The following is a 24,716-nucleotide window of genomic DNA, read 5'->3' as shown; positions in this document are numbered from 1 at the left end:
CTACCCTCCACTCGTGTCCCTTGCCCTCTTCTGGAGGTCGTAGAGGATCGAGAGGGCAGAAAGCGGCGTCATGTCGTCGAGGTTGAGATTCTTGATGGTCTCGACGACGGGGTGGACGGGTGGTGCTGCAATGCCCGCGTCGGGGAGGAGCATCTGGGTGTACCTCTTCGGCTTCTGCCCCGTTCCCCTCCCGCGCCCCCTGACCTCTTCATCGAGGAGGTTTCGTGCCCTCTCGATGACCGGGCGGGGAACACCGGCGAGTGCGGCCACGTGGATGCCATAGCTCCTGTCGGTTGCACCCGGGATGAGCTTCCTCAAGAAAACCACTTCCCTTCCCGTCTCCTTGACCGCGAAGTGGTAATTCCTCACGCGGGGGAGCTCCCCCTCCATCGAGACGAGCTCGTGGAAGTGGGTGGCAAAGAGGGTGCGGGGACCGCGGGATCTCCCCCCGTGGAGGTACTCGAGGACTGCGCGGGCGATGCAGAGGCCGTCGAGCGTTCCCGTTCCCCTCCCTATCTCGTCGAGGATGACGAGGCTCCTCTCCGTGACGTTGTGGAGGATGTTTGCGAGTTCGAGCATCTCCACCATGAAGGTACTCTGCCCGCTCGCGAGGTCGTCGAACGCGCCCACGCGGGAAAAGACACGGTCGACGATGCCCACGAGGGCGTAATCCGCGGGGACGAAGCTCCCCGCCTGTGCCATGATCACGGTGAGCGCGGCCGCCCTCATGTACGTGGACTTCCCCGCCATGTTCGCGCCCGTGAGGATGATGACCTGGTCCTTCTCCCCGGACATCTCGAGGTCGTTTGGCACGAACTTCCCGGGCATCGCCGCCTCGACGACGGGGTGCCTCCCTCCACGGACGAGGAGGCGGGTCGAGCGGTCGTCGATGACCGGCCTGCAGTAGTTGCGGGTGGCCGCGACGGTTGCAAAGGAACAGATGACGTCGAGGACGGAGAGGGAACGCGAAAGTACCTGGAGGGCCGGGACGGCTTGCCGGAGCTGCTCCACGACCTTCCTGTAGACCTCCTGCTCGAGGGCGAGCCTGCGCTCATCGGCAGACGAGATGAGCGCTTCCTTCTCTGCGAGCTCCGGGATCGTGAACCTCTCCCCCGTCGACGTGGTCTGCTTCCTCACGTAGTGGGGCGGGACGAGGTGGAGGTTTGGCTTCGTCACCTCTATGTAGTACCCGAAGACGGAGTTGTACCCGATCTTCAGCGACCGGATGCCGGTCCGCTCCCTCTCCCTCTGCTGGAGTTCCGCGATCCAGTCCCTGCCCGAGGCGGAGAGGTCCCGGAGTGCATCCAGTTCCGGGCTGAACCCAGGCCGGATGACTCCCCCCTGCCTCGCGTGCGCGGGGGGATCCTCGACGATTGCCCTCTCTATGAGGTCCCTTGCCCACCCGAGGTCCGGGATCGCCGCCGATGCTTCCGCGAGGAGGGTCGGGACTTCCCCATCGATCCCGCCTGAGAGGATCGCCGGTATCCGGGGGACGACCGCGAGTGTCTCGGCTGCGGCGCGCAGGTCGCGGGGGGTGACGTTCCCGTAGGCAATCCTGCCCGATATCCTCCCGATGTCGCCGCACTGGCGGAGGACGGCCACGAGTTCCATGCGGACCGCCGTGTTCCTCACCATGAACTCCACCGCGTCGAGGCGCGCGTCTATCGCCTCCTTCGAGAGGAGCGGTGCGCACAGCCAGTCGGAGAGGAGGCGGCTCCCCATCGGCGTTGCAGTCTTGTCGAGGACCCACAACAGCGTCCCTTCCTTCCCCTGCCCCCTTATGGGCCTGAGTATCTCGAGGTTCCTCACGGTCACCGCGTCGAGGAAGCAGAAATCGCGGGACCGCCTGACCGAGAGCGCGGTCACCTGCCGCAGGTCCTGCCTCTGGGTCTCCCTCGCGTACGCGAGCGCGGCCCCGGCCGCCCCGACCGCGCCGTCCATCCCCGAAAGACCAAACCCCTCGAGGGATTGGACGCCGAAGTGCGTGCAGAGGAGCTCGCGCGCGGCATCGGTGTCGAAGTAGTGGTCGGGAACCTTCGATACCGCCACTGTCAACCCGGAGATGTACTCGCAGAGCGCCGGGGAGATTCCCTCGCCGACGAGGACCTCCCTTGGCGCGTAACGGGAGAACTCGTCCGAGATCGCGGCGGCAACGTTCTCCCGGGGGAGGGGAACGCAGAAGAACTCGCCCGTCGTGATGTCGAGGAACGCGATACCCCCTTCCTTCTTTCCCGCCGGCGGGGAGACGGCTGCGAGGTAGTTGGCCGCGGGGGAATCGAGGAGGGATTCGTCCATCACCATCCCGGGGGTGATCACGCGGACGACCTCCCTCCGCACGATGCCCTTTGCCTCCCGGGGATCCTCCACCTGGTCTGCCACCGCGACGCGGTACCCCTTCGCGATGAGCCGTGCGATGTAACTCTCGGCAGCGTGGCAGGGGACGCCCGCGAGGGGGATGGGGTTTTTGTCCCTGTCCCTCGACCGCGAGGTGAGGGCGATGTCGAGCTCGCGCGAGATGATCCGTGCGTCCTCCCCGAATGTCTCGTAGAAGTCCCCGATGTGGAAGAGGAGGATGGCGTCCGGGTACCTGGATTTCAGTTCCTGGTACTGTGCCATCGCCGGCGTGAGGCGGGTGCCCGCCGGGTGGCCGGCTGCCGGTTCATCCCTGCTCGTCACACGTAAAATTTCCACGTGCGCCATTGTTATGTGTAACGATCGTGCCTTCCCTGACCCGCCGCTTTAACAATTGTGCCCGCGCACATCTCTTCCAGTGAGCGGAAAAGACGTGCAGGCGAGACGAGGGGGAGTGCGGATGGTGGCGCGGGGGGCCGGGCGGTGAACCGCCTCGGCGGGGAGGCCTCCCCCTACCTCCGCGGGCATGCCCGCGACCCCGTCGACTGGTACCCGTGGGGAGAGGAGGCATTCGACCGGGCGCGCAGGGAGGGCAGGCCCGTCTTCGTCTCCGTGGGATTCGCGACGTGCCACTGGTGCCACGTGATGCACGAGGAATCCTTCTCCGACCCCGAGGTCGCACGGGTCCTGAACGGTTCCTTCGTCTGCGTGAAGGTCGACCGCGAGGAGCGGCCGGACCTCGACCAGTACTTCATGGACGTGTGCGTCGCCCTCACGGGCAGCGGCGGGTGGCCGCTCTCCCTTTTCCTCACGCCCGAGGGCCACCCCTTCTTCGCGGCGACGTACATCCCGCGGTGGGGGCGACCCGGCAGGCCCGGGATCCTCGAGGTCTTCGGCGCTGTCGCGAGGTACTGGGAGGAGCACCGGGACGAGGTGGTGGAGAATTCCCGCGAGATTCACGGGTACATCTCGCGCGCGAGGGACTACGCTCCGGGAGGGAGCCTCCCGGTTGACGCGGCAGAGAGGCTCTACGCGCACCTCGCCTCGATCCACGACCCTGAGGGGGGTGGGTTTGGTCCCCCTCCCCTCTTCCCCATGCCGCAGGTCCACCTCTTCCTCCTCAGGTACGCGAGCGTCTCGGGCAGGGCAGAACCCCTCGATCTCTCCTGCCGCGTCCTCGCGGCGATGGCCCGCGGCGGGGTCTACGACCAGCTGGGCGGGGGATTCCACCGTTACTCCACGGACGGGCGCTGGCTCGTCCCCCACTTCGAGAAGGTGCTCTGCGACCAGGCACTCGCGGCCCTCGCCTATGCCGAGGCATTCTCCCTCACGGGGGACAGGACGTTTAGCCGCGTCGCGCGGGAGTGCATGGACTACATGTGCAGGGACCTCCAGTCACCGGGGGGTGGGTTCTACGCGGGGGAGGATGCCGACAGCGCGGGGGGAGAGGGCGCGTTCTACACGTGGACGTGGGAGGAGATCGACTCGATCCTCGACCCCGGTGAGAGGGAGGTGTTCTCCCACATTTTCCTCGTCGGGGGAAAGGAGCGCGGGGGGACAAAGGCAGGAAGCGCGGTCGCCGGGCCGGAGATCCCGGGGGTTCTCTCTGCCTTCAGGGAGCCGCGCGAGGCCGCGGGGATCCTCGGCATGGACGAAGAGTCCGTCGGGGCGGTGCTCTCGGGCGCGAGGGCAAAGCTCCTCTCCGCGCGGAATTCGAGGCCCCGGCCCCCCACCGACACGCTCGTCCTCGCGGACTGGAACGGTCTTGCGATATCGGCCCTCGCCGTGGGCTCGCGGGTATTCGGGGAACCTGCATTCCTGCAGGCCGCGGCGAGGGCAGCAGGATTCGTCCTCCGCTCGATGCGCTCGCCGGACGGCGGCCTCTTCCACCGGTGGAGCGCGGGGGACGCCGCGGTGGAGGGGATGTCGGCTGACTACGCGGGGATGGTCATGGGCCTCGTCGACCTCTTCCTCGCGACCGGCAAACCCTCGTTCCTCTCGGCCGCAATCGAGCTCGAAGAATTCCACGAGGAGGAATTCTGGGACCCCGCGAGGGGAGGGTACTACGTGACGAGGTCGTCCGTCCGCGATGTCCCGGCGAGGCGCAAGGAATTCCTCGACGGCACGGTTCCCTCGTCGAATGCCCTCTCTGTCTCCAACCTCGCCCGGCTCTCCCTCCTCACGGGGAACGACGCGTACCTCGGGAGGGTCGAGGCGATCACGCGGTACTATTCTTCCCTCGCGGCGTCGTATCCGGCCTCCTGCGCGATGTTCTTCGCGGGGAGGCTCCTCGTTGACGGCAGGTCGGGAACGGTCGTCCTCGCGGGGGGAGGCGGGGGTCCTGCCTCCTCGCGGCTCGAGGCGGTCGTCGACAGGAACTACTCCCCGTTCCTCCTCCCCGTCAGGATGGGTAACGAGGCCAACGCGGCGGGGATCGCGGGGCTGCTGCCATGGTGCAGGCCATTCCTCGGCGAGCCGGGCACGGCGAGGGCGCACGTGTGCACCGGGAACGTTTGCTTAAAACCGGTGGAGGACGCGGGTGAGCTCGAAGCGCTCCTCGGGGGCTTCCGGTCCTCCCTTGTCATTCCCCCGGGCCTGGGGAGACGCGAGGATTGACTCTGGTTCCTCTCCTACAGGTTCTTCAGCGCGACGAGGTCCCGCACACCGGTCAGTTTCCACACGAGGGACCTCTCTTCCTCGGCGATTGCCTCCGGGGGGTCCTGCGGCGAGTGCCCGAGGGCCGCGAGGATGTTATTCGAGAGCCGCCGTTCCTTGATGAGGTCGACGAACTGCTTGCGTATCATCTTCTTGTCGATGGAATCGGTGACTTCCTCGAGGTACCCCTGCATGCTCACGAACGTGTAGCTCGAGAGGTCCTTCGTGTACTTCTCGATCTCCACAGCGACGTACGGGCTCTTCCTGAAGTATTCTATCTTCTTGCCGTACTTCGTGGAGAGGAAGTAGAGGAACCTGCCGTCGAAGACGTAGAGGAACGGGGCAATGTAGGGGTACTTCTCGCCCTGGAACGCGATACGGCAGATGTACCCTTTCTCGATGAGGGCATCGTATTCCTTCTTCTCCATCCGGGGTATCTTCACAATTTCCATACCATACCTGCATTCAGGGTTGATAGTCCCCTTAATAAATATTGTGAATTCTCCGGGAAACACCCCGTTTCCCTTGCCGCACCCTCACGACGACCTCCTCTCGACGGGGTATCCGGCTGCCCTCCACGCCGCGAACCCTCCGAGGACATTGGCGACGCGCTCGAAGCCCGCGGCCCGCAGGATACTCGCGGCGAGGCTCCCCTTGAAACCCGCATCGCAGTAGACCGCGACCTTCTGGTTCCTGGGGAGTTCCCCGAGGCGCGAGGGGAGCTCGCCGACGTATATGTGCCGCGAACCCATGATGAACCCGTGCGCATCCCTGTTCTTCCTGTCCCTCACGTCGAGGAGAACGAGCCTCTCCTTCTCGAGCGAGTCGTGGAGCGTTGCCGCGGACCACGTCTCTACCTTGTCCACGGTCTTCCCCGCGCGGCTCCACGCGGGGAAACCTCCCGCGAGGTACCCCGCGACCGCGTCGTAACCGAGCCGCACGAGGCGCTGCACGACCGTACCGGGGGGCTCTCCGGGTTCGTCGACGACGAGGATGGGGCGGTCGTAGGAGAGGACCCACCCCGCGAAGGAGGGGATCCCGTCCTTCCAGAGGGAGATGCTGCCGGGAACGTGCCCCCCGCCGAATGCCTCGGGGGACCTGACGTCGATCACCTGTGCACCCGCTCCCACCTTCTCCGCGAATTCCTTCGGGTCGAGGGGGACGGGCCGGGGGAGGTGCGAGAGGACCGGCGGGCCTTCCCTGTTGACCTTCTCCATCGTGGTGAAGTATGGCGGCCTGTAGTGGTGCTCGGCCTTCTTCCTCGCGACGAACTCCTCCCTCCCGAGGAGGAAACAGGGGTTGTGGGCCCTCTCGTACCCTACCGTCGTGAATTCGAGGTCCGATATATCTCCCCCGCAGACCGATCCCGCCCCGTGGGCCGGGCACACGATGACCCCGTCCCCGAGAGGGAGGATTTTCCTGTGCAGGGAATCGTAGAGCGTCCCCGCCGCCCACTCTGCCTTCTCCGGCCCGAGCAGGTCGGTCCTGCCCACGTCGCCCGAAAAGAGGGCGTCCCCGGAGAAGAGGAAGATCGGGTCGCGGGAGACGGAGAGGTCCCGCAGGACGAGCGAGATGCTCTCGGGCGTGTGGCCCGGCGTCTCGAGTACCTCGAGTTCGAGCCGGCCGACGTGGAACGTGTCCCCCTCCCGGACGGGTCTCCCGAACGAGAAATCGAGAGCCGCACCGTGGTAGATGGAGGCCCCCGTCCGCGCCGAGAGCTCGAGCGAGCCCGTGGCGTAATCCTCGTTCCGGTGTGTCTCGAAGATGTGAATGATGCGCGAGCCGGTTGCGGCAGCAATGTCGAGGTAGACCTCGCAGTCCCGCCGCGGGTCAATCACGGCGGCTTGCCCGCCGTCCGAGACGAAGTAAGAGTTGTGGGAGAGGCCCTCTGACCGCACCTTCTGGAGGAACATTTTACCGTGCAACCCCCTGCGTGAGGGAGGTATGTGCGCGTGGTATCTTCACTATTTGCACGGGGCCGGGGGTACCGCCCAATTTATCGAACACTTTTCCGAACAATAATTCCATATGGAACCGGGGGGAACTCTGTAGGGGGGACTTGGTTCGATGAACGGCGGCAGGCGTGTCGGGGCCGTTATCCTCGACATGGACAATACCCTCTTTGACCTCGTGGGAGCAAAATATGCTGCCTGCAGGGCAATCACGCGCGAGGCAGGGTGCGGGGACCCTGAGAGTCTCTTCTCCTACTTCCTCCGCGAGGGGAAGGGATTCGAGGACCCCGAGAACATCCGGGAGTACTTCCTCGACAGGGGCCTGGACGACGCCGACCTCCTCTCGCGGTGCACCGCGATATACCGGGAGGCCAAGCTCGCGGCGATCCAGCCATACCCGGGGGTTCGGGAGACGCTCCACGTTCTGCGGGAGAAGGGACTGCGCCTCGCCCTCGTCACGGACGCCCACTCCCGCGATGCCGCGCCGAGGCTCGAAAAGACGGGTCTCTCTGGCCTCTTTGACCGCGTTGTCACCTTCGATGCGACGTGGCAGAAGAAACCGAGCCCGGTCCCGTTCGGGTACGCTCTGAAACTGCTCGGGTGCCGGCCCCGCGAGGCAATCGCGATCGGCGACAGCCCCCGGAGGGACATCGCACCCTGCAGGCGGCTGGGAATGATCACCGTCTACGCCCGGTACGGCGACCGGTTCGCCCGGCCGGACACCACGGGCGGGGCACACTTCGCGATAGACTCTCCCCTCGAGCTCCTCGCAATCCTCGAGACCGTCGCGGGGGGTGACGACGCCACGGGGTTCCCATGTGCGGCAGGTTCACTCTCGCCCTGACTGTCGGGCTCGGCGAACGGTTCGGCGTCGACACCGCCGGGCTCGCCCTCGCGCCGAGGTATAACATCGCTCCATCCCAGCAGGTCCCCGTCATCTACACGACGCACGAGGGCAGGCGCGTCATCCAGCAGATGACGTGGGGGCTTGTGCCGTCGTGGACGCGGGACATGACGGGTGCGAGGCCCCTGATAAACGCCCGGGCAGATACCCTCCACGAGAGACCCTCGTTCCGCGGCCCCCTCGCGAGGCACCGGTGCCTCGTCCCCGCGACGGGCTTCTACGAGTGGGAGAAGTCGGGGACGCAGAAGGTCCCCGTCTACATAAGGAGAAAGGACGGCGAACTCTTCGCGTTCGCGGGACTCTACGACGTCCTCAAGGGGAGGGTTCCCCCTCTCTGGACCTTCACGATCATCACGACCGATCCAAACCCCCTCGTCGCGAGGTTCCACGACAGGATGCCGGCCATCCTCCGCCGTGAGGACGAGGCGCGGTGGATCGCGCCGGGACCCATCCGGAGGGAGGAGCTCGCGGAAATCCTCTCCCCGTATCCCGAGGACGTGCTCGAGGCGTACCACGTGTCGAGGCTCGTGAACGATCCCCTCCAGGAGGGACCGCACCTCGTCCGGCGGACCGGTGACCGCACGCTCGACGCCTGATCCCCGGGGACCGTGAAACCGCCCTAGCCCTCGCCGAGTGCGGCCCTGACAGCCGCCCGGACATCCTCCTCGAGGCCGCCGATGGACCGGACGTCCCTTTTTTCGTCCATGCCGTCGATGAGCAGCGGCTTTCCGGCCCTGATGCCCGCGATCGAGAAGAAAGCGGACACGACCCGCGACACGCAGGTGAAATTCTCCTTCCCCCTCCTCCCCGCGACCGCGACGAGGAGGCCTGCCGCCCCCTTGCCGGGGGGTTGCGGGCTGAGCGTCCGCTGCGCGTGGTACGCCTGGAACCTGTCGAAGAGCGCCTTTGTCCCCGCCGGGACCGTGTTCGTGTAGACGGGGGTACAGACGACGAGGAGGCGGCAGCGGCTCACCGCATCGATTATCCCCGCCATGTCGTCGTCAAAGACGCACTCGCCCGTGTTGTAGCACTGGTAGCACCCCGTGCAGGGGTGGATGTCCATGTCGTGGGGGTACACGACGCTCGCGAAAAGGCCCATGGCCCCCGCCTCTCCCGCTACCCACGAGGCGAGGATGGAACAGTTCCCCCCCGGACGTGGGCTCCCCTGGATGACGACGACCGCCGGCGGCGGGGAGGGGGTTTGCACCCCACGCGCGAACCGCGTTGCAACGGGCGGCTCGAATCCCGCGGCGTCCTCCCCGAGTTCCCTCACCCACCTCGCAAAGGTCCTCTCCGCGACCTCGCGGGCATCGTAGGGCATCGTCGGGGCGTACTCGTAGGTGTTCGTCCGGAAGACCGATACTATCCTCCCCCCTTCCACGAGCTCGACGGTATACCTCACCATCCCGGGGTACACCGCGCCGAGGTCTTCCTCCCGCATCCTGACGAGATACGACCTCCCCGCGGCCTCGATGACCTTCTCCCGCGGGAGATCTCCGGCCTCCTTCACACGTCACCTGTGGTCACGCGCCTGTTATCTGCGTTTCGGACCCCGCGATACCTTTTTTGCCGGGATCCCAGAAAGAGTCAACACGGGACGAGAGGATGAACGAGAGGGTGAAAGCCGAGATCGCGGAACTCTCCCGCCTCGCGGAGGAGAGGGGGGCGAGTGCCCGCCCGATACGGTCAAGGGACGTGGTCGTTTCCGAGTGGGTGCGGTTCAAGTGCAGGTACGGGTGCAAGGGGTACGGGAAGCACATGAGCTGCCCGCCTTATGCCCCGTCGCCGGAAGAGACGAGGCGGATGATCGCCGAGTACTCGACGGGGCTCCTCCTCCGGTTCGACGGTATCCCGGGGCACCCGCAGATTTCACCGGACGAGATCCCAAAGGACTTCCACCCGTTCTTCCGCGACCTCATCCTCTGGGTGAACGGGACGGTCCATTTCCTCGAGAAGACCGCGTTCTACCACGATTTTTACAAGGCTTTCGGGTTCGGCGCGTACCCCTGCATCTACTGCGCGCACCAGCACTGCGTGGCAGAGGAGCAGCCCGGGATCGTCGACGAGAGCATACGGCGGATGTGCAGGCACATGGACCTTGTGAGGCCGAGCATGGAGGCCGCGGGCATAGACGTCTTCTCCACGGCGAGGAACGTGGGGTGGGACCTCCACGTCGTCCCGTGCCGGGACATGGAGTACGGGATGATCGAGCACGGGAACATCGTCTCGATAGGCCTCGTGATGCTCGAGTGAGAGGTGGGCAGTCTTCACGGCGGGTGGCCCACCGGCATGAGGTAGAGCGGGACCTCACCCTCGCCGAGGTCCAGGAGCGCCGCGACACGCTCGTCGGAGAATGCCCCGATCGCGACCGTTCCGAGCCCGAGCGCTTCTGCCTGGAGGTACACGTTCTGCCCCGCGTGCCCTGCCTCCATGTGGACGTAGCGGGTGCCGCGTTCCCCGTATTTGGCCGTGGTCCGGGAGGGGACCGCCGCGATCGCGATGGTCGCGGGCGCCTGCCCGACGGCGGGCTGGTTCACGGCCGCCGACTGGAGGTTCTGCCGGATGTCCCCTTCCCTCTCCACCCGCAGGGAATGCGTGGCGGGGACGTAGCGGTAGACGCCGGGTCGCAGACCCTCCACGCTGCCTGCGACGAGGAGCACCTCGAGCGGGTAGAGAGCGCCGGCCGAAGGCACACTCCGGAATCCTCTCTCCCCGGTGATTCCCTGCGCTGCCCAGAGGAGTTGCGAGACGTCGGAGAGGGCGAGTGGTCTTGCGCTAAAGCTCCTCTGCGACCTCCTCTTCGCGATGGCCTCCTCGAGGGAGAGAGAACCCCCCTTCGCGGGGGGCGGGAGAGGGATTCCGTCTGATACCCCCGGTGGTCCGGGCGCGGTCTCCGCGGCGGGTGCGCGGTCCCCGTGGAACCCCCCGGGCAATGCCACGCCGAGGATCGCGAGCGCGGTTATTCCCGCCGCGACTGCGACGATCACCCACGCGATGACCGGAGAATGCTCCATACGCTTCCCCCTGTGTCGCTGCACGATGATAACCGTTTCCGGCCCTCCCCGTCAAATCGGGAACCGGACGAGGTTCCACGTGACCGTCCACCACGAGAAGACAGTTGCCGCCGCGGTGACGGCGAGGAACCCTATCCGGTCGCCCCGCGCGTGATCTCGCCGGGTCCACGCCCTCGCGGCGAGGGGGACCGAGATCCCCGTCATGGCGAGGGTGAGGAGGGGGAGGGAGAGGACGATCGAGAGGGTGGCGCCGGGGAAGTAAAATATCCTGTCCCCCCGCAGCAGGGAGAACAGGGCGAGGACGAAGGCGACGCAAAGGCCGGAGAGGATGGAGAAGTGGAGGTGGTACAGGGAGATCCTCCGTTTCGTCACGTGCCGCGCGGGCAGGACGATGGATGCCGCGCAGGTGACCAGGTACGCGAGGAGGACGGTGAGGCTCGCGACGAGGAGGGGTACCACGAAGGACGGGTCCCCGTACCATTCCACCTTCTCGTACATCGCGCCCGGGCTGTTCGCGAGGAGGAGGTACTTTCTGCCACCGGACGGTGGCGACACGAAGACTGCCCTGACCCTGCCCCCGGGGTCCGCGAACGATCCCGGGGAGACCGGCGAGAGCCTCGTTCCCCCTACCTCGATCCCGCCGTCCGGCACCTTTCTCACGTCGATGGAGTATTCTGCGGCAGGGGAGAGGAGGAGGACCCTCTCGTAATTTGTCACGGGTCTCCTCGTCGAGACGTACCGCCCCTCCTCCGCGGGAACCTCGGTCAGCGGCGGGTCCCGTCCCTTCCCGGGAGTGCCGCAGGCAACAGCGAGGGGTGGTTCGGGACAGGGGGTGACCTGCCGCGTGAACGCCGAGAGGATCTCCCTCGCGGGAACAGCCCCGTTCCCAGAGTTGTACGTGACAAAGAGACCGGTTCTCTCCGCCGGGTAGAGGGCGAGGAGGGAACTAGAGTGGAGGGTGTCACCCCCGTGCCAGAGCACGTACCGGCCGTCCTCCCGCATCTCCATGAATCCCCCGCGCCACCCTTCCACCCTCGGGTCGGGGGAGTAGCAGATTTCAAAGAGGGACCGCACGACCCTCCCGTCGATGGCCTGCCTCCCCGAGACGTTCCCCCCGTTCAGGAGGCACGCCACCAGCAGGCCCATGTCGAGGGGGGTTGCGCTGAGGCCGCCGGAGGCGGGGAACGTGACGTGCTCGAAGTCCTGCCGCTCGTATTTCCCGCCCGAAAAGACGAACCCGCCCGCGAGACGTTCCCGGAGCCCAGCCGGAGGGGGCTGGAGAAAGGTGCTGTTTCCCATCCCGACCGGGCGGAGGATCTCGTACTCGGCGTACTCCTCGAACCGCGTGCCCGTGGCGTTCTCGATCGCGCACGCAGCGAGGGCCGCACCGTGGTTCGAGTAGGAGGGGACCTCACCCGGCGGCCGGACCCGCGCCGGCATCCCGCGGGCGAGGGCCGCGCAGGGCGGGAGGGGCGTGCTCCCCTCCGGGGTGAAGATCCCTGCGAGCCTGTCCTCGAACCCCGCGGAGTGGGTCATCAGGTGCCGGAGCGTGACGGGCCACCCCGGGTACGTGTCGGCAACGCGGACACCGGAGAGGTACACGTTGATGTCCGTGTCGAGGTCGAGGTTCCCCCGGTCCACCTGCTGCATGACGCCGATCCACGTGACGACTTTCGAGATCGATCCCACCCTGACGAGGGTGCGGGCAGGATCCATGGGTTCGCCCGCGAGGGGATCCGCGTGCCCGTACCCGCGGGCGAAGACGACCCCGTCTCCCCGGACGACGACGATGGCTGCACCCGGGATGTGGTACTTCGCCAGCTGAGAGGGGATAACCCCGTTGAAGAACGCCTCGATATTGCCATCCCCCGGAGGGGGGCCGGCGAGGACGGCGTCCGCGTGGGCGAATCCCGCGAGGGACGCGATGCAGAGCACCGCGAGGAGTGCGCGGCCCCCTGCGCCGGCCCGCATCATCTCCGGGTCCCCCGCGGCCGCAGCGGGACGCGTCCGGCGAGGGAATCCATTGTTCCGGCGCGCGGACAGGGCCGCCGGTCTCCCTCCCCTCCCCCTTGAAACTGCACCGCGCTGCCCCATCCTCGCCCTTTCACGCCGCTTTTTCCCGCGCGCGTGGCACGACCGCGCGGGCGAATCCTCCCGCGCTTTAGTTCCCCTTCCGGAAGTACCCGAGCGCGTCCTTCCATTCCAACCTGAATCCTCCCCGGCCTTTCGGGAATATCCCCTCCTTCACGGTTTTTACCTCCTCGACCGTGAAGAACGCGCCGGGCTGGTGGCGGTCGATGGAGGCGAGGACGCGGGGGAGGTCCTGGCGCCTGCACACCGAGAGGAGGACCTTGACAGGGCCCCTCGCCCCCTCGGCATCCATCACAGTGACCCCCACGTCCATCCCGCGCAGTTCCTGGATGAGCGGCTGCGCATCCTTCTGCGTGATCACGCGTATTATGACGTTGCCGAGGGAGAGCCTCTCTTCCACAGCCATCCCGACCCACGTCCCCGTCGCGAACCCCCCGCCGTACGCGATGTAAGAGGCGATATTCTCCACGTTCTGCATCACCTGCCCGATGGCGAGGAGCCAGATGATCACCTCGAAGAATCCCACGAGCGGCGCGATCCTGCGAAATCCCCTCGAGATGAAGATGACGCGCAGCGTCCCGAGGCTCACGTCGCAGATCCTCGCGGAGAAGATGAGGAGAGGGAGGATCACCCACGCGAAGACATCGCCGGAGACCGAGAATTCCCACATGGACCAGACCACCTCCCGTTATCTCGTGGGCGGGAATTAATACCCGCCGCTCCGTCCCCGCTTCCGGAAGGGTTTGTCGCGCTCCTGTACCCTCGCCGGGGCAATCGACGGCGAGCCCGCCTTCCCGGGATCGGGGGGAACCCGGGGCCGGTTGGCAGGCCGTCCCCGTTCACGCCCACCCGCGGAGCCGCATCGCGTTCGCGACGCGTCCCACGGCGATGGTGTACGCTGCCTTCCGGAGGGAGACACCGTTTTCCTCCGCGAGTGCCCTGACCCTGCGGGATGACCGCACCATCCTCTCCTCGAGCCTCTTGTTCACCTCCCGGACGTCCCAGTGGTCCATGGTGAAATTCTGGATCATCTCGAAGTAGGAGACGATCACGCCCCCCGCGTTCGCGAGGAGGTCGGGGAGGACCTTTATCCCCGACGCGAAGAGGATCCCGTCTGCCTCGTGGCTCACTGGGCCGTTTGCGAACTCGGCGACCATTGCCGCCCTCACCTTCCCCGCGTTCGCGAGGGTGATCGCGTTCTCGAGGGCGGCGGGGACGAGGACGTCGACGGAAAGGGCGAGGAGTTCCTCGTTCGATATCCGGGTCGCGCCGGGAAATCCAAGGACGCTCCCTGTCTTCCTCTTGTGGGAGAGGACCTCCCTCGTGGGCAGGCCGTCAGGGTTGTAGATGCCCCCGGTGCTGTCGCTCACCGCGACCACCCTCGCGCCGAACTCCTCCTCCCCGAGGATCGCCGCGTGGGCGCCGACGTTCCCGAATCCCTGCACCGCGACCGTGGCCCCGCGCGTATCTGCCCCGGCTGCCTGCATCGCATCCCTCACCGTGAACCAGCCGCCGCGCGCCGTGGCTTCCGCGCGCCCCTCGGAACCCCCGAGGGCGAGGGGTTTCCCGGTGAAGGCCGCGAATGTCGTCTTCCCGGCGATGCGCGAGTACTCGTCCACCATCCACGCCATGACGCGCTCGTCGGTGTAGACGTCCGGGGCAGGGATGTCCCTGTCGGGCCCTAGGTAGGGGAACATCGCCTGCACGTATGCCCTGCTCAATCTTTCGAGCTCGCCGGGCGAGAGAGCCTTGGGATTGCAGACGACCCCTCCCTTCGCCCCGCCGAGGGGGAGCTCGTGGAGGGCACACTTCCATGTCATGATGGCGGCAAGGCCCCTTATCGTCTCGATGGTCTCGTCCGGGTGGTACCGGATACCCCCCTTCGTCGGGCCGAGGGCATCGTTGTACTGGACGCGGAACGCCTGGAAGACGCGAATCTTCCCGTCGTCCATCCTCACCGGGATTGCAACCGAGATCTCACGCTGGGGCATCTTGAGGAGTGCCTCGACGTTCTCGTCGAGCGCGAGGTCTGCGGAGCAGGAGCAGAGGTTCTTCTTTACCGACTCAAAGAGGTTCGCATCGTTCACGGGCAAGATCACCTCGGAATACGGAAATTTCGCGTGGAGTCACGACGGGCGACACGGAGATTTCCACACCCATTCCCCTGCAACGGTTCCCTCTCCCCCGTGGAGCTACTTCCTTGCCTCCAGTATCTTCGCGATGGTCTCCGCGGGGACTTTCCCCGCGCGGCTGACCGGTTTCATCGTCTCCTCGAGCGTCGGGCGGCTCGCCCTGTAGAAAATGCCCGTCGCGATGGGACCTTCACTCGTGTAGTCCCACTCCCGGGCCTTCCTGAATGCCGCCGCGAAGTCTCCCGTGTCGTGCCCCTCGAGGGGGTACACGAACCTGTCGTACACGTCCGCCGCATTGAAGTACGTGGCGCAGACCTGGAGCACGTCGACGAAGGCAAATCCCCTGTGCTCCATCGCCTCCGAAAAGATCCCCTCGAGGTCTTTCTTGCGCCGGGTGCACCCGCGGGCAACGAAAGTGGCGCCGCTCGAGAGCATGAGGGCGAGCGGGTTGAGGGGCGGCTCCACGGTTCCGGCGGGCGTCGACCTCCCCCTGAAACCGTAGGGCGACGTGGGGGTGTACTGGCCGGTCGTGAGGCCGTAAACCCTGTTGTTGTGGACGATTACGGTGATGTCGCTGTTCCTCTTCGCGGAGAAGACGAGGTGGTCGAGCCCCTCTGCGTAGGCATCGCCGTCGCCCGCGCAGCAGATGACAGACAGGTCCGGGTTTGCCATCTTTATCCCTGTCGCGACCGGGACCGTCCTCCCGTGTATCGCGTAGAAGCTGTTGACGGCGAGGTAGTCGGCCATCTTCGCGTGGCAGCCGATCCCGGTCACGAGGACTATCGAGTCCGGGTCCGTGCCTCTCTCGATGGCCGCGCGGAGGGCGTCGCGGAGGGCGAACTGGATGACGAAGTTCCCGCAGCCCGGGCACCACGTGTTCTGCGCGGGGGTGACGAGCTTTTGTTCCGTCACGGTGCCACCTCCCCGAGACGGCGCGAGAGCTCGTCGACGGAGAACGGCCGGCCGTCGTACTTCCGCACGGACGCGGTGGCGCGCACGCCGTGGCGGGCGAGGAGCATCTCGAGCTGGCCGCAAGAGTTCTCCTCCACGACGACGAGGTCCCCCGTTCCCCCGAGGGCGGCGAGGAACTGCTCCCGCGGGAACGGGGAGAGGACGACCGGTTGGACCACGCGGAAATTACGCTCGCGGCCCACCTCGCAGCACGCGCTGACGGTCGATCCCCAGCAGACGAGTGCCCTTTCCGCGTCCTTCGTGCCACCCGTGAACACGGCGGGCAATTCCGCGACGGCAGCCTCGAGCGCCTTTCCCTTCCTCGCCCTCTTCTCTGCCATCAGGGCAGCCACCGTCGGGTCTTCCGTGGTGATCCCCGCCTCGTCGTGGGTGTAGCTGTTCACCTTCACGAGGGTTCCCGGCGCCCCGGGGAAGAGGAGCGGGCTCACCCCGTCCTCCGTCAGGAGGTACCGCTTGTAGCCGGGGCCGGGTTCACCCGCCTTGACACCCCCCGCGCGGGGGACGTCCCCCGCCGGGATATCGGCGCTGTAGTACCCCTCGCAGAGGGTCTTGTCGCAGAGGACGATAGCGGGTACCTGGTATTTCCACGCGAGGTCGAGCGAAAGGGAACTCCACGTGAATGCCTGCATGGGGTCGCCCGGCGCGACGACGAGACGGGGGAACTCCCCCTGCCCGGCGTGGAGGGCGAAGTGGAGGTCGGACTGGGCGGTGTAGGTCGGCATGCCGGTGCTCGGGCCCGGCCTCTGGCCGAGGACGACGACGACCGGGATCTCGGCGCCGCCCGAGAGGGAGAGTCCTTCCGTCATGAGGCAGAAGCCACCCCCCGACGTCCCGACGGCCGTCCTCTTGCCCGCGTACGCGAACCCGAGTGCCATGAGCATCACCGCGATCTCGTTCTCCGGGTGGAAGACGGTAATCCCGGCATCCCCCGCGTTCTCGGCGAGGAAGTGGAGGAGGTTTGACGTCGGGGTCATCGGGTACGCGACGTACGCGTCGAGCCCGCCGTGGATGAGGCCGAGGCCGATCGCCTCGTTCCCCGAGATGATGGGCGCGGGCCGGGCGTCAAGCTCCCTTATCGCGCGGTACTCCCTCGAGAGCTCGTACCCCCGCCTCGCGACCTTCAGGTTCATTTCCAGTCCTTTCCGGACGTGGCGCGCGAAGACCTCCGCGAGGATCTCCCAGCGTATCCCCGCGGCCCGGGCGAACGCGCCGATGAGGCACGAGTTGCCCATGACGGGCGGTGCACCCTCCTCCCTGAGGATATCGGGGACGGGGACGCGGACGTCACCCCCCTTCACCTGCCAGCCGTCGCAGATCGTCACCGTCCCCTCCCGGATCCGCCACCGGTGGAGATCGAGGGTGTCCTGGTTGAGCGCGAGGACAAAGTCGACGGCTTCACGGACTGCCCCCTTCCTCTCGGGGGATGCCCTCACTATCGCGAAGTTGTGCCCCCCCTTGATGAGGGAGGGGTAGTCGAAGTACATGTACACCCTGTACCCCGCGTGGGAGAGGATCTGGGCGACGAGGTACCCCGCGCTGTTGATCCCGTCGCCTGCCTTCCCTCCCACGAGTACCGAAATCTCCCCTTGGGCAGGTTGCTCCACGCTTTGACCTTCCCGCACGGTCATATATCCCTCCTTTTTTTCACCCTCGCAAGTGCGACGGGGCGTTTGTCAGGTTCGCTTCCCCGCGAGCGCCCGCAGGCGTGCCGCCTCCTCCCGGCTCTCGGCGCGCAGGAGGAACGACCCGTAGCAGGGTTTCGTGTAGGGGAACGTGATCGTGTCCCCGTCGAGCCCGATGAGCACGGGGGGGACACCCACGACGGGCTTTTCGAAGAGGACGAACCCGGGGTTCACGGTGACGACCTCCCTGCAGTTCTTTCTCACGTATTCCCTGCACTCGGAGAACGACGCGCCCCGGAGGACGATCTCGTACTTCAGGGATTCGATACAAGCCACGGGAGCACCTCGTCGATCTTTTTCTTCATGGGCATCGGGTTGTGGACTGCCTTCGCCGCGATCTTCTCCGCCGGGAAATCCACGGTGTCTGCGATTTCGAGGAATTTCTCGCCGAATATCACCATGATCACCTTCGTCCCCGCGAGGGACTGGACCGTCGCGGCGTACGTGACACCTGCATCGTTGTGCACGAGCGGGATATAATAGTCGTACTTCCTCTTCCCCGCCGCGAGGTCCGCGATGAACGAGTCGAGGTCGACCATCCCCCCCACGTAGTGGTGGAGGGGGTCGGAGACCTCTAGCTGCATCCTCGCTGCCTGGTTCCCCGCGACGACCGGTCTCACGCCGCGTTTCCGCAGGCTGTACGCGAGGTAGAGGGCGATGGGGGCCTGCACGGGGACCTGTGGGCAGCCGAGGACCAGTGCGGCCTCCCTCTCCCCGCGTCCCTGCTCTCCCGTCATGCTCCCTCCCTGCCGGCCCCTTCCCGCCCGGGGAACGGGTGCGGGAAGTGGATTGCCGAGAGTTCCCTTATCCGGGCGGGGTGGGTGTACACCGTGAACCTCCCCTTCCGCGAGAAGCAGACGAGGGTGATCCCGGTATCCCACGCCGTCCTTATCCCCTGCTCCGTGGATGCAGCCCTCGAGATGATGACGGGGATGCCCGCGTGCGCGGCCTTCGCGACCATGTCCCTCGGCTGCCTCCCCGTGCACCCTATCGCGCACCGCGACCTGTCGATGCCGTGCAGGACCGCGTGCCCGATCACCTTGTCGACGGTGTTGTGCCGCCCGACGTCGCTCGCGCGGGCGACGATCTCGCCCCCCGCGTAGAGGACGGAGCAGTGGACCGCTCCCGTCTGCCGCCACGTTTCCGTCTCTATCTCCCGCGTGATCGCGTAGACCTCGTCGACGGACAGCACGAGCGACGAGGATACCCCCGGGGGATCCCGGGCAAAACCGCGTGCACCCGTGGACACGATCTCTCCCCGGGCTTCGTGCGCGCAATCCGCTTCGACCGCGATCTCGTCGCCCTCGACGGTCACGCCGCGCACCGTGCCCGCGAGCCCCTGGGAGACGACGAACCCGGCGCCTAGCTCCCGCAGCTGTTCCCCGCTCGCCACGATCCTCGCGAGGACGCTCCCATTGAGGCGGAGGGTGAAGGTCTCCTCGCGGATGACGGGGTCTTCGATCTCGAAGGGCCTGCCCTCCCTCACCTGTATCCCCCTCGCGGTGCAGACCGTCATGGGGACGTCTCCTCCCTCACCCACGCGAGGTACGGGGGATATCCCCCTTCCACCGGGAGGACGAGCATCTCGGGGAGCTCGTAGGGATGCACCGCCCTGATCTCCTCGAGGACCCGCGGTACCCGCGAGAGGGTCGTCTTGATGACGAGGAGAGCCTCCTGGTCGCAGCAGAACTCCCCCTTCCACCGGTAGTACGACGTGACCGGGGCGAGGTTCACGCACGCGGCGAGCCGCCTCTCCACGAGGTGGCGCGCGATGCCCTCGCCCTCCCGGGACCCCGCGGTCGTGAGTACCACCCTGACCGGATCGGTTTCGTCTTCCTTCATGAGAGACACTTCCGCCTGCGTGGGCAGTGGTAGCCCGTGTTATGCCGTGGGGGTGCGGCGCACATATAGGTTATTTCCCGTGCACGGCACCGCGCGCGTGCGGGACCCGATTCGCCATTTCCTGCCGGCCTTTCCGAGCGGCGGGATTTTACGGCCCCACGTGATCATTAATGAGCGGAAAGGGTCAACATTCTTCCACATGTACGCGGAACGCATGGGGAAACTCCCTCCCTACCTCTTCGCCCGCATCGACGAGCTCAAGTCGCGGAAGGTGCGGGAAGGCTGCGACGTGATAGACCTGGGAGTGGGTGATCCTGACCTCGCCACGCCGCCCCACGTGGTCGAGGAGCTCTGCCGCGCGGCGAGGGACCCGGCGAACCACCACTACCCGTCCTACGCGGGGATGAGGGAGTTCCGGGAGGCGGTCGCGCGGTGGTACAGGAACAGGTTCGGCGTGACGCTCGACCCCGAGACCGAGGTCCTCGCGCTGATGGGATCGAAGGACGGGATCGCCCACGTCCCGGAGGCGTTCGTGGACCCCGGAAGCTACGTCCTCGTCCCGAGCCCGGGCTACCCTGTATACAGGACGTCCACGCTCTTTGCGGAGGGGAGGGTGCACGAGATGCCCCTCCGCGCGGAGAACGGGTTCCTCCCTGTGCTCGAGGACATCCCGGAGAGGGTCGCGGACAATGCGCGCCTCATGTTCCTGAACTACCCCAACAACCCGACGGCGGCGGTCGCGCTCCCCGGGTTCTTCGAGGACGTCGTCGAGTTCGCGAGGGAACACGACATCGTCGTCGTGCACGACAACGCGTACTCCGAGATCTCCTACGACGGGTACCGCGCGCCATCCTTCCTCGAGACCGAGGGCGCGATGGACGTCGCGATCGAGATGCACTCCCTCTCCAAGACGTACAACATGACCGGGTGGAGGATCGGGATGGCGGTCGGGAACCGCGCCATCCTCGCCGGCCTCGCGAGGGTCAAGACGAACGTCGATTCCGGTGTCTTCGATGCCGTCCAGAGGGCCGCGATCGCGGCGCTCTCCGGCCCCGCCGACTGCGTGGAGGAGGCCTGCAGGATCTACAAGGAGCGCAGGGACACCCTCGTCTCCGGCCTCCGCGCCCTCGGGTTCCCGGTCGAACCGCCGAAGGCAACGTTCTACGTCTGGGTGCCGGTCGACGACTGCATGGCATTCGCGACGCGCCTCCTCGACGAGGCAGGGATCGTGGTTACTCCCGGCGTGGGGTTCGGGTCGGGGGGCGAGGGGTACGTCAGGTTCGCCCTCACGAGGTCGACGGAGCGGATCCGCGAGGCACTGGAGAGGATGGAGGGGCTTGGGCTATGAAACTCCCACCCCACCTCGCTGTCCGGGACGGGAGGCTCGCGATAGGCGGGATCGACTGCGAGGCGCTCGCCGGGCGGTTCGGGACCCCCCTCTACGTGACGGACCAGGACCGCATCGTCTCGCTCTACCGGTCGTTCCGCGAGGCGCTCGCCTCCAGGTACCCAAACGTCAAGGTCCTGTACGCGGCGAAGGCGAACGGGAACCTCGCCGTGCTCCGGGCCCTCGCCCGCGAGGGGGCGGGTGCGGACGTCTTCTCTTCCGGTGAACTCACCCTCGCCCTCATGGCCGGCATGCGGCCGGAAGACCTCCTTTTTAACGGGAGCTCGAAGAGTGCCGCCGACCTCGCCCTCGCCGTGGAGAAGGGTGTCGCCGTCTCCCTCGACTCCATCGACGAGCTGCACCAGCTCGACCGGATCTCGCGCGAGGCAGGGGAGGTCACCCGGGTCGCGTTCCGCGTCAACCCCGCGCTCGACGTCCCCACGCACAGGAAGATCGCGACGGGTCTCGCGACGAGCAAGTTCGGGATCCCCCACGCCATGGTGAAGGATGCCTACGGGGAGGCCACGGCGTGCGAGGGCGTGGAACCGGTCGGCATCCACTGCCACATCGGGTCCCAGATCCTCGATGTCGAGCCTTTCGCGCAGGCAGCCCGCGTGATGGCCGGGATAGTCCGGGACCTTGCCGGGATGGGAATCCGCCTCGAGTTCGTGGACCTCGGGGGAGGGCTCGGGATCCCCTACCGTCGCAGCCAGGGCGAGGAGGCGCCGACCCCCGGGGAATACGCGGACGCGGTGGTCCCGCCGGTCCGCGAACTCTCCCGGGAACTCGGCACAACGCTCTCCCTCTGGGTCGAGCCCGGGCGCTTCCTCGTCGCGGACTCGACAGTCCTCCTCACGAGGGTCAATTCCGTCAAGAGGGCGCACAAGAACTTCGTCAACGTGGACGCGGGCTTCAACCTCCTCGTGAGGCCCGCGATGTACGATGCCTACCACGAGGTCGTCGTCGCCGGGAAGGCAGGCGCGCCGGGGACCGAGGTGTACACGGTGACCGGCCCCATCTGCGAGAGCGGCGACATCCTCGCGGAGGACCGGCTGCTCCCGCGGGTCGCTGCCGGGGACCTGATCGCAGTCCTCGACGCGGGGGCATACGGGTTTGCCATGTCGTCCCAGTACAACGGTCGCCCCCGGTGCGCGGAGGTCCTCGTACACCGCGGGGAGGCAGCCCTGATGAGGAGGGCAGAGACCATCGCGGACCTCACGGCGACGATGGTCGTGCCGCCGTGGCAGAAGGGCTGAGGTGAAGGGGACCCCGTGCACTTCCACTACGCCCTCGTGGACGACCTCATCTCCCGCGAGGAGTTCGAGCGGCGCGTGGAGGAGAAGATGGCAGCGTGCGGCGACCTCATCGACGAGGTGACCGCCGCGATGATGGTCGTCCGGGACCTCGGGCGCCACCACGTGAAGATCGCGCAGCTGAACGGCAGGCAGAGCCTGTTTTCCTTCTTCGGGAAGGTCATCGCGAAGGACCCGGTGCGCGAGTTCGAGAGGCCGGGCGGAGAGAAAGGGCTCGTTTCAAGCCTCGTCCTCGGGGACGAGACCGGGCAGGTGAGGGCGATCCTCTGGGACGAGAAGGCTGCCGCGACAGAGGAGATCGATGTGGGCGACGTGCTCGAGGTCATCGGGAGGCACACCGGGAGGAGCCCCCGCGAGATCACCGTGATGGCGATGAGGCCCGCGCCCGTCGAGATATCCGGGCCGTCCGAGGTTGCCCCCTACCTCTCCCCGCCGAGGCGGAAGGACATCGTCGTCTGGATCATCGCGATGGGGGAGGCAAGGGAGGTCGCCCGGCGGGACGGGACCGCGGCGGGAATGGTCGAGATGGTGGTCAGCGACGGGAAGGCCGTCACCCGGATGGCCTGCTGGGTCCCCGAGCACCTCGATATCCTCGCGGAGGGTGCCTGTTTCAGGATACGGGGGGCCCTCGAGAAGCACCGCAGGACGGGGCCCGAGTACAGCATCGACGAGAAGAGCAGCGTCGAGCCCGCGGAGGGGGAGATCGCGTGGGCCCTCGATCCCCTCGACGGCATCGGGGGGAAGGAGACGTGCTCGGTCCGCGGGCTCGTGCGATCGTGCTCCCTCCCTAGACCGTTCGTCACCCGCGAGGGGAAACCCTCGTCCGTTCGGAATATCGCGATCTCCGACGGGACCGCCGAGGTGAGGGCAGTGCTCTGGGGCGACCACGCGCACGTCCCCCTCGTCGCGGGGGACGAGGTTGGACTCTACCTCTGTTCCGTCCGCCCGGCAAAGGACGGGGGCCACGAAATCCACGCGGGGAGGGGGAGTTTCGTGAGGGTCGCCTCCCCGCCCATTGCCGGGGAGGTGGACGTGCGGGGCGACGTGATTGTCGCGGGGAGCGCGACGTACCTCGACACGGGGGACGACTGTTTCCTCGTCGTGGACGGGCGCATCCCGCACGGCCACCCCGTGAGGGCGAGGGTCATCCGGGCGGGCAACAGGGTCAGCGTCGTCGAGTGGGAAGAGGACGTCCCCGACAGGGACGCGCTCCTCGCGAGGTGCGAGGGGCTCCTCGCCGCGCTACAGGGCGGGGAATCTCCGGGCGGGGATACTTTCACCCCGCACGGCCGCGAAGATATATGCAGGTGAATGATATCCTCACACCACAAGAGGTGAACGACCGATGAGTTCCGGATCCCTCGATATCGAAGATCTCCCCGGTGTCGGACCGAGCACCGCAGAGAAGCTGCGCGAGGCAGGTTTCCTCACGGTGGAGAGCATCGCCACGGCATCCCCGCAGGAACTTGCCGAGACCGCCGAGATAGGTGAATCCACCGCGAAGAAGATGATCAAGGCCGCCCGCGAGATGGTCGACATCGGCGGGTTCAGGACGGGCAAGGATGTCTTCGAGCAGAGGAAAGAGGTGAGGAAACTGCGCCTGCGCGTGCCCGAAGTCGATGCCCTCCTCGGCGGAGGGCTCGAAACACAGGCCATCACCGAGCTGTACGGCGAGTTCGGGTCGGGGAAGAGCCAGGTGGCCCACCAGGCTGCCGTCAACGTCCAGCTCCCCGAGGAGGAGGGAGGTCTCTCGGGATCCGCGATCTTCATCGACACCGAGAACACGTTCCGCCCGGAGCGCATCGAGCAGATGGTCCTCGGCCTCGGCCTCGACGCCGATCCCGAGGAGTTCCTCGAGAACATCCACGTCGCCCGGGCCCACACCTCGGACCACCAGATGCTCATCCTCGACAGCGCGAGGGAGAAGGCGCAGGAACTCCGCAACTCCGAGAAGCCCGTGAGGCTGATCGTCATCGACTCTCTCACCGCCCACTTCCGCGCGGAGTACGCGGGGCGGGGAACGCTCGCTGCCCGGCAGCAGAAGCTGAACCGGCACCTCCACGACCTCTTCAGGGTCGTCGACGAGTACAATGCCGTGGGGCTCGTGACGAACCAGGTCCTCTCGAACCCCGGCGTCTTCTTCGGTGACCCCACGAAACCGATCGGCGGGAACATCGTGGGCCACACCGCCACGTTCAGGATCTACCTGCGCAAGAGCAAGGGGGGCAAGCGGATCGCCCGCCTCGTCGACAGTCCCAACCTCCCGGAGGGCGAGGCGGCGTTCGTGGTCGAGGAGTCCGGGCTCAAGCCGGCCTGAAAAAAGCACCCATTTTTTCATTTCGCCGGGCCTCCCCCTTCCCCGGGCAAGGCGATCCGGGCGGGGAGCAGGGGTTATTCGGAAAGGAATAACGATCCCGGAG

22 protein-coding genes are annotated in these 24,716 nt (G+C 66.7%); 8 read left to right on the top strand and 14 right to left on the bottom strand.

The annotated features are described in order from the left end of the window. Positions 1-2,616 carry a DNA mismatch repair protein MutS gene (mutS, locus tag QFX32_00845; GenBank protein MDI9632586.1) on the bottom strand — a complete coding sequence of 872 codons (2,616 nt, stop codon included), beginning with the start codon at positions 2,614-2,616 and terminating at the stop codon, positions 1-3. A gap of 219 nt (positions 2,617-2,835) precedes the next feature. On the opposite strand from mutS, the gene QFX32_00840 reads away from it, so the two are divergent. Beyond that, positions 2,836-4,968, top strand: coding sequence for a thioredoxin domain-containing protein (locus tag QFX32_00840; protein ID MDI9632585.1), 2,133 nt, complete (start codon positions 2,836-2,838; stop codon positions 4,966-4,968). Between the two features lie 14 nt (positions 4,969-4,982). Here QFX32_00840 and QFX32_00835 read toward each other — a convergent pair whose 3' ends face one another. After that, positions 4,983-5,459 (bottom strand): pyridoxamine 5'-phosphate oxidase family protein, encoded by a 477-nt coding sequence (locus QFX32_00835; GenBank protein MDI9632584.1) that lies wholly within the window; start codon positions 5,457-5,459, stop codon positions 4,983-4,985. Positions 5,460-5,543: 84 nt separating this feature from the next. Next, on the bottom strand, positions 5,544-6,920 hold the full coding sequence (locus QFX32_00830) for an MBL fold metallo-hydrolase (protein ID MDI9632583.1): 1,377 nt from the start codon (positions 6,918-6,920) through the stop codon (positions 5,544-5,546). Positions 6,921-7,074: 154 nt separating this feature from the next. Between QFX32_00830 and QFX32_00825 the strand changes: the two genes are divergently transcribed. Beyond that, on the top strand, positions 7,075-7,803 hold the full coding sequence (locus tag QFX32_00825; protein ID MDI9632582.1) for an HAD family hydrolase: 729 nt from the start codon (positions 7,075-7,077) through the stop codon (positions 7,801-7,803). Further along, positions 7,776-8,459, top strand: a complete 684-nt coding sequence (locus QFX32_00820) for an SOS response-associated peptidase (protein MDI9632581.1) — start codon at positions 7,776-7,778, stop codon at positions 8,457-8,459. Before QFX32_00825 ends, QFX32_00820 begins: the two co-directional genes overlap by 28 nt. A 23-nt stretch (positions 8,460-8,482) precedes the next feature. On the opposite strand, the gene QFX32_00815 is transcribed toward QFX32_00820, so the two are convergent. Next, on the bottom strand, positions 8,483-9,373 hold the full coding sequence (locus QFX32_00815; protein MDI9632580.1) for a flavodoxin family protein: 891 nt from the start codon (positions 9,371-9,373) through the stop codon (positions 8,483-8,485). A 95-nt stretch (positions 9,374-9,468) separates the two neighbouring features. On the opposite strand from QFX32_00815, the gene QFX32_00810 reads away from it, so the two are divergent. Beyond that, positions 9,469-10,116, top strand: a complete 648-nt coding sequence (locus QFX32_00810; protein MDI9632579.1) for a DUF2284 domain-containing protein — start codon at positions 9,469-9,471, stop codon at positions 10,114-10,116. Positions 10,117-10,130: 14 nt separating this feature from the next. On the opposite strand, the gene QFX32_00805 is transcribed toward QFX32_00810, so the two are convergent. The 10 genes from QFX32_00805 to cutA all read right to left on the bottom strand — a co-directional run bounded on the left by QFX32_00805 (position 10,131) and on the right by cutA (position 19,596). Next, positions 10,131-10,877, bottom strand: coding sequence for a SagB/ThcOx family dehydrogenase (locus QFX32_00805; protein MDI9632578.1), 747 nt, complete (start codon positions 10,875-10,877; stop codon positions 10,131-10,133). Positions 10,878-10,928: 51 nt separating this feature from the next. Next, on the bottom strand, positions 10,929-12,851 hold the full coding sequence (locus tag QFX32_00800) for a serine hydrolase domain-containing protein (GenBank protein ID MDI9632577.1): 1,923 nt from the start codon (positions 12,849-12,851) through the stop codon (positions 10,929-10,931). A gap of 187 nt (positions 12,852-13,038) precedes the next feature. Then, positions 13,039-13,638 (bottom strand): DUF2179 domain-containing protein, encoded by a 600-nt coding sequence (locus QFX32_00795; GenBank protein ID MDI9632576.1) that lies wholly within the window; start codon positions 13,636-13,638, stop codon positions 13,039-13,041. Between the two features lie 169 nt (positions 13,639-13,807). After that, a complete protein-coding gene (locus QFX32_00790; GenBank protein ID MDI9632575.1) occupies positions 13,808-15,055 on the bottom strand; it encodes a Glu/Leu/Phe/Val dehydrogenase in 1,248 nt (415 codons plus the stop codon). Between the two features lie 105 nt (positions 15,056-15,160). After that, complete coding sequence (locus QFX32_00785; protein MDI9632574.1) at positions 15,161-16,012, bottom strand: thiamine pyrophosphate-dependent enzyme; 852 nt, start codon at positions 16,010-16,012, stop codon at positions 15,161-15,163. Then, positions 16,009-17,640, bottom strand: a complete 1,632-nt coding sequence (locus QFX32_00780; GenBank protein ID MDI9632573.1) for a 2-oxoacid:acceptor oxidoreductase subunit alpha — start codon at positions 17,638-17,640, stop codon at positions 16,009-16,011. Before QFX32_00780 ends, QFX32_00785 begins: the two co-directional genes overlap by 4 nt. A gap of 105 nt (positions 17,641-17,745) precedes the next feature. Continuing rightward, entirely contained in the window at positions 17,746-18,030 is a 285-nt protein-coding gene (locus tag QFX32_00775; protein ID MDI9632572.1) for a DUF1894 domain-containing protein, read from the bottom strand. Further along, positions 18,009-18,491 (bottom strand): DUF1890 domain-containing protein, encoded by a 483-nt coding sequence (locus tag QFX32_00770; protein MDI9632571.1) that lies wholly within the window; start codon positions 18,489-18,491, stop codon positions 18,009-18,011. The genes QFX32_00775 and QFX32_00770 overlap by 22 nt, the downstream gene beginning before the upstream one ends. Then, complete coding sequence (gene fdhD, locus QFX32_00765; GenBank protein MDI9632570.1) at positions 18,488-19,270, bottom strand: formate dehydrogenase accessory sulfurtransferase FdhD; 783 nt, start codon at positions 19,268-19,270, stop codon at positions 18,488-18,490. The genes QFX32_00770 and fdhD overlap by 4 nt, the downstream gene beginning before the upstream one ends. Further along, positions 19,267-19,596 carry a divalent-cation tolerance protein CutA gene (cutA, locus tag QFX32_00760; protein MDI9632569.1) on the bottom strand — a complete coding sequence of 110 codons (330 nt, stop codon included), beginning with the start codon at positions 19,594-19,596 and terminating at the stop codon, positions 19,267-19,269. The genes fdhD and cutA overlap by 4 nt, the downstream gene beginning before the upstream one ends. A 199-nt stretch (positions 19,597-19,795) precedes the next feature. Between cutA and QFX32_00755 the strand changes: the two genes are divergently transcribed. The 4 genes from QFX32_00755 to radA are packed head-to-tail and all read left to right on the top strand — an operon-like array spanning position 19,796 to position 24,613. After that, the gene (locus QFX32_00755) at positions 19,796-20,944 is read left to right on the top strand and encodes an LL-diaminopimelate aminotransferase (GenBank protein MDI9632568.1); all 1,149 of its coding nucleotides are present in this window, start codon (positions 19,796-19,798) and stop codon (positions 20,942-20,944) included. Continuing rightward, positions 20,941-22,239, top strand: coding sequence for a diaminopimelate decarboxylase (lysA, locus tag QFX32_00750; protein ID MDI9632567.1), 1,299 nt, complete (start codon positions 20,941-20,943; stop codon positions 22,237-22,239). The genes QFX32_00755 and lysA overlap by 4 nt, the downstream gene beginning before the upstream one ends. Positions 22,240-22,254: 15 nt before the next feature. Further along, entirely contained in the window at positions 22,255-23,607 is a 1,353-nt protein-coding gene (locus QFX32_00745) for an OB-fold nucleic acid binding domain-containing protein (GenBank protein MDI9632566.1), read from the top strand. Positions 23,608-23,641: 34 nt separating this feature from the next. Then, positions 23,642-24,613, top strand: a complete 972-nt coding sequence (radA, locus tag QFX32_00740) for a DNA repair and recombination protein RadA (GenBank protein MDI9632565.1) — start codon at positions 23,642-23,644, stop codon at positions 24,611-24,613. The last annotated feature ends 103 nt before the right edge of the window (positions 24,614-24,716 follow it).

This window comes from Methanolinea sp. (genome assembly GCA_030055515.1).
Lineage (GTDB): Archaea > Halobacteriota > Methanomicrobia > Methanomicrobiales > Methanospirillaceae > Methanolinea_A.
The sequence above is the reverse complement of the archived record's forward strand: the minus strand, read 5'-3'. Positions and strand labels throughout refer to the sequence as shown.